Source organism: Dactylosporangium aurantiacum (assembly GCF_000716715.1).
GTDB classification, from domain to species: Bacteria; Actinomycetota; Actinomycetes; order Mycobacteriales; family Micromonosporaceae; genus Dactylosporangium; species Dactylosporangium aurantiacum.
The window spans coordinates 1-4,552 of record NZ_JNYJ01000108.1; the positions used below are offsets into that span (position 1 = coordinate 1).

Sequence of the window (4,552 nt, forward strand, 5' to 3'; positions counted from 1 at the left end):
CCACACCCTCACCACCAGCACCTGAATGAGGGGACGGCGCTTCGCGCCGCCCCCTCATTCAGCAACCCAACCCCACCACCGAAAACGCAACAGGCTCCAGGGGAACACCGATCCACCAGGTTGACGGAGGCCGGCCACCGCCGGGCACACCGCAGCCCCGCATGCAGCGGCGACTGCCGTCCGGGGCCGGCGCGAGACGCAACATCGGCGCGCTCGTTGCCAGCAGGGCGTGGTCCACGAGCGACTGTCCACGCGGGGTTCGCGCACCGACGGCACGGCCGGGATCGCCGGCCCGGCCGCGGGGTGCACGCCGCCGTCGACAAAGCGCGGTCGCGTCCACGGAGGTGGTGTACGACTCGCCCACTTTGGGCGTGATGTAGTGAATGGGAACGGCCACCGCCAGATCCTTCGGAACGACGAAGAACTGAGGGAGATCAAGCGATGGCCGCACCTTTGCGTGTGGACGGTGCCGCGTTCCTGCGTGAGTATGTCGAGTCCGCGTCACCCGATCTGTTGCGTGCGATGGTGAAAACGTTCACCGAAGCGCTGATGTCCGCCGAGGCCGACGCGGTGTGCGGCGCGGCCGGATCGTGAACGTCCACGCCCTCGTCGCGGTCGGTGTGAACGCCGACGTCGGCCGGGAGGTCCTCGGCATGGAGGTGTGCTCCGATGAGGACGGTGCTGGCTGGCTGGCTGGCTGGCGTTCCTGCGTTCCCTGACCGCCCGCGGACTGTCCGGCGTCCGTCTCGTCGTCTCCGACGCCCACCGCGGCTTGGTTAACGCCATCGGCGCCGCGCTGCCCGGCGCCACCTGGCAACGCTGCCGCACCCACTACCGACGCAACCTGCTCACCAAGGTGCCGAAGTCGGCGCAGCCATGGGTCGCTACCCTGGTCCGCACCATTTTCGACCAGCCCGACGCCGACACCGTCCCCGCCCAGTACGACCGCGCCGTCACCGCGATCGGCGAACGGTTCCCCACCGCCGCGGACCGCCTGCACGACGCCCGCGAGGAACTCCTCGCCTTCACCGGCTTCCCGCGGGAGGTCTGGCGCCAAGTCTGGAGCAACAACCCCCAAGAGCGGGTCAACAAGGAGATCCGCCGCCGCACCGGGGTCGTCGGCATCTTCCCCAACCGCGCTGCGATCATCCGGCTCGTCGGCGCCGTCCTGGCCGAACCTACCGACGAATGGACCGAAGGACGCCGCTACATGGGCCTGGAACTCCTCAACAAAGCACGACTCGCCCTGATCACCACCGAGGGAACCAACACCGAACCCGTCGCCGCTGAACTCGCAGCCGCCTAACATCCACCCAACTGGAGCAACGCTGGCCGTTCCTACACCACGCCAGCGGACGCGACCCAGCCACCGCCCTGCGCCCGCGTCGGCGGCCGTCGTGTCCGCACCGACAACCGCCGCGCGCCCGCGTCAACAAAACCACCGCCGCGCGCCGAACCAGCGGCCGCCGCGCTTCGCGCGCTGCGGGCGCGAAGCTCCCTCCGCGGTCGAACCGATCGCGCGCTGTCCGGCTACCGCTCGTGCACCACCTCCCCGTCCACGAACACGAGGTCGGTGGTCGTCTCGTACAGCGTGGCGCCGGGCTCGAAGGGGTCCCGGTCCAGCACGACCAGGTCGGCGGCCTTGCCGACGGTGATGGAGCCGGTCTCGTCGTCGGTGCCGTTCACGTACGCCGAGCCCAGCGTGTACGCCGTCAGCGCCTGCTCCAGGCTCAGCGCCTCGTGCGGCAGCATCGGCACCTGGGACGTCGGCCAGTCCGCCTCGCCCGAGACGGCGGGCTCGGTGCGGTGCACGGCCACGTGGATCGCCCACCACGGGTCGGGGGTGGTGACGGGCCAGTCGCTGCCCGCGGCGAGCCGGCCGCCGGTGCGGGCGATCGACCCGAACGGATACTGCCAGCCGGCGCGCTCGGGGCCGAAGTACGGCACGCACAGCGTGTCGTTCTGCTCGTGGTGGGTCGCCCACAGGGCCTGGATGTTGGCGGTGACGTCGAGCGCGGCGAAGCGCGGCACGTCGTCGGGGTGGACCACCTGCAGATGGGCCAGGTGGTGACGGGCACCGGAGGCGCCACGGGTCCGGGCGGCCGCGACCGCGTCGAGGCACTCGCGGACGGCCCGGTCGCCGATGGCGTGGAAGTGCACGCCGAACCCGGCGGCGTCCAGTTGTGTCACGTACTCACGCAGGCGGGCGGGGTCGACGTTGGACTGGCCGCAGTGGCCGTCCCGGCCGACGTAGGGCTCGAGCATCGCGGCGGTGAAGTTCTCCGCGACGCCGTCCTGCATGATCTTCACGGCGGTGGCCCGGAACCTGCCGTGACCGGCGGCGGCGCGCCGGGCCTCGAAGCCCGCGATCTGCGACGCGTCGCCCGCGCGGTCCCACCACAGCGCGCCGGTGACCCTTGCCCGCAGTACACCTGCCGCATCCGCCGCCAAGTAGGTGCCGAACTGGTCCCGGGCGCCCGCATAGGCGCCCACGATCGCGTCCTGCCAGCCGGTGACGCCGAGGCTGAACAGGTAGCGCTGTGCCTCGAGCAGCGCGCGGTCGTAGTCCTCGGCGGTGTCGGCGGGCAGCAGCCCCGTGATCAGATCCATGGCCCCCTCGTGCAGGACCCCGGTCGGCTCCCCCGCGGCGTCCCGCTCGATCCTCCCATCGGCCGGGTCCGGCGTGCCACGATCAATGCCCGCGATCGACAGTGCGCGACTGTTCACCCACGCCGAGTGATGGTCGCGGTTGGGTAGGAAGACCGGCCGGTCCGGGGCCACGGTGTCGAGGTCGTCGCGGTGCGGCAGGCCGCCCGGGAACGCCGCCATCGACCAGCCGCCACCGGTGATCCAGCCGTCGCCCGGGTACGCGGCGACCGCGGCGAGATAGTCGGCCTTCGTGTGCCAGGGCGTGAGGTCGCAGCGCAGCCGCTCGAGGGCGCCCGACACGGGGTGGACGTGCGCGTCCTGCAGGCCGGGGACGAGCGCCCGGCCGCCGAGGTCGACGACGTCGAACGCGTGACCGGACAACTGCGACAGCACGGCCGCACGGTCGCCGACGGCGACGATCCGCCCGTCGCGGACCGCGACCGCCTCCGCGCCGCCGGGCGCGAAGACCCGGCCGCCGATGAACAACAGCGCACCCATGCGCGCAGCATGCACGGCAACCGTGGGGGTACGCAAAGGGTCCACCCCGTTGACCGGCATGCCCGTCGATGTGATGGTGCCATCACCACATCGACGGTCGGCGAAGTGTTCGCGGTCATCCCGCGGCACCCGCTGCGTACCCCCAACCGGAAGGGACCACCCACCCATGCGCAAGAGACGGGTCATCGCGATCGGCGCGGCCATCCTCGCCGTCGCCGCGAGCGTCGTCGCCGGCCCCGCGCCGGCCCAGGCCGTGCAGGTCACCGGGCTGGCCGCGACCATCGCCCTGAACAACTGCTCGGGCGCCCTGGTCCGGTACCCCAGCTCGGTCGACAGTGACCGGGCGATGCTGCTCACCAACGGCCACTGCTACGAGGGTGGCTTCATCAACGCCGGTCAGGTGCTGCAGAACCGGACCAGCTCCCGCACCGGCACGCTGCTGAACAACACCGGCGGCTCGCTCGGCACGGTGCGCGCCGACAAGCTGCTCTACGCCACGATGACGAACACCGACGTGGCGCTGTACCAGCTCACCCAGACGTTCGCGCAGATCAAGTCGAGCTACAACACCACCGCCCTGACGATCGCCGCCACCCACCCGGCGGACGGCGCGGCGATGACGATCCCGTCCAGCTACTGGAAGCAGGTCTGGACCTGCACCATCAACGGCTTCGTGCCCACCCTGCGCGAGGACCAGTGGACGTGGCACGACTCGATCAGGTACAACACCGGCTGCCAGACCACCCACGGCACGTCCGGCTCGCCGATCGTCGCGTCGTCGAACAACACCGTCATCGGCATCAACAACACGGGCAACGACGACGGTGCCAGCTGCACCCTCAACAACCCGTGCGAGGTCGACGCGAACGGCAACGTCACCGTCCACCAGGGCCAGAGCTACGGTGAGCAGACGTACTGGTTCACCACCTGCCTCAACTCGTCGCGGGTCATCGACCTGTCGATCGCCGGCTGCCTGCTCACCAAGCCTCCGGGCAGCGGCAACACGGTCACCGTGACCAACCCCGGCGCGCAGACCGCGACGGTCGGCACCCCGAAGTCCCTGCAGATCTCGGCGTCGTCCTCCGGCAGCGGCCAGACCCTGACGTACTCGGCCACCGGCCTGCCCGCGGGCCTGACCATCAACGCCAGCACCGGCCTGATCTCGGGCACGCCGACCACCGCCCAGACCACCACCTCCACCGTGACGGTCAGTGACACGACGGGCGCGACGGGCACCGCGTCGTTCGGCTGGACGGTCAGTGGTGGCGGCGGCGGTACGTGCAGCGGCCAGAAGCTGCTCAACCCCGGCTTCGAGTCCGGCGCCACGTCGTGGACCGGCACCACCGGCGCCATCGGCCAGTGGTCCAGCCAGGGCCAACCCGCCCGCACCGGCACCTACGCCGCC

The 4,552-nt window shown here is 71.1% G+C and carries 3 protein-coding genes and 1 pseudogene; 3 read left to right on the top strand and 1 reads right to left on the bottom strand.

All coding sequences use genetic code 11. From position 1 onward, the window contains the following. Nucleotides 1–441 precede the first annotated feature (441 nt). Both OP18_RS61650 and OP18_RS50345 read left to right on the top strand, forming a co-directional pair. Nucleotides 442–594, top strand: a complete 153-nt coding sequence (locus tag OP18_RS61650; protein ID WP_169788999.1) for a hypothetical protein — start codon at nucleotides 442–444, stop codon at nucleotides 592–594. Next, nucleotides 582–1,306: pseudogene (locus OP18_RS50345) on the top strand (IS256 family transposase); the annotation flags it as partial. The gene OP18_RS61650 and the pseudogene OP18_RS50345, both read left to right, overlap by 13 nt. Nucleotides 1,307–1,530: 224 nt before the next feature. Here OP18_RS50345 and OP18_RS50350 read toward each other — a convergent pair. Then, on the bottom strand, nucleotides 1,531–3,147 hold the full coding sequence (locus OP18_RS50350; protein ID WP_033367885.1) for an amidohydrolase: 1,617 nt from the start codon (nucleotides 3,145–3,147) through the stop codon (nucleotides 1,531–1,533). A 166-nt stretch (nucleotides 3,148–3,313) separates the two neighbouring features. Between OP18_RS50350 and OP18_RS50355 the strand changes: the two genes are divergently transcribed. After that, the coding region (locus OP18_RS50355; protein WP_081971851.1) for a putative Ig domain-containing protein at nucleotides 3,314–4,552 on the top strand (1,239 nt) is incomplete at its 3' end.

Coding starts and splice junctions, on each gene's coding strand:
- OP18_RS61650 (WP_169788999.1), top strand. CDS start 442: ATGGCCGCACCTTTGCGTGTGGACGGTGCCGCGTTCCTGCGTGAGTAT.
- OP18_RS50350 (WP_033367885.1), bottom strand. CDS start 3,147: ATGGGTGCGCTGTTGTTCATCGGCGGCCGGGTCTTCGCGCCCGGCGGC.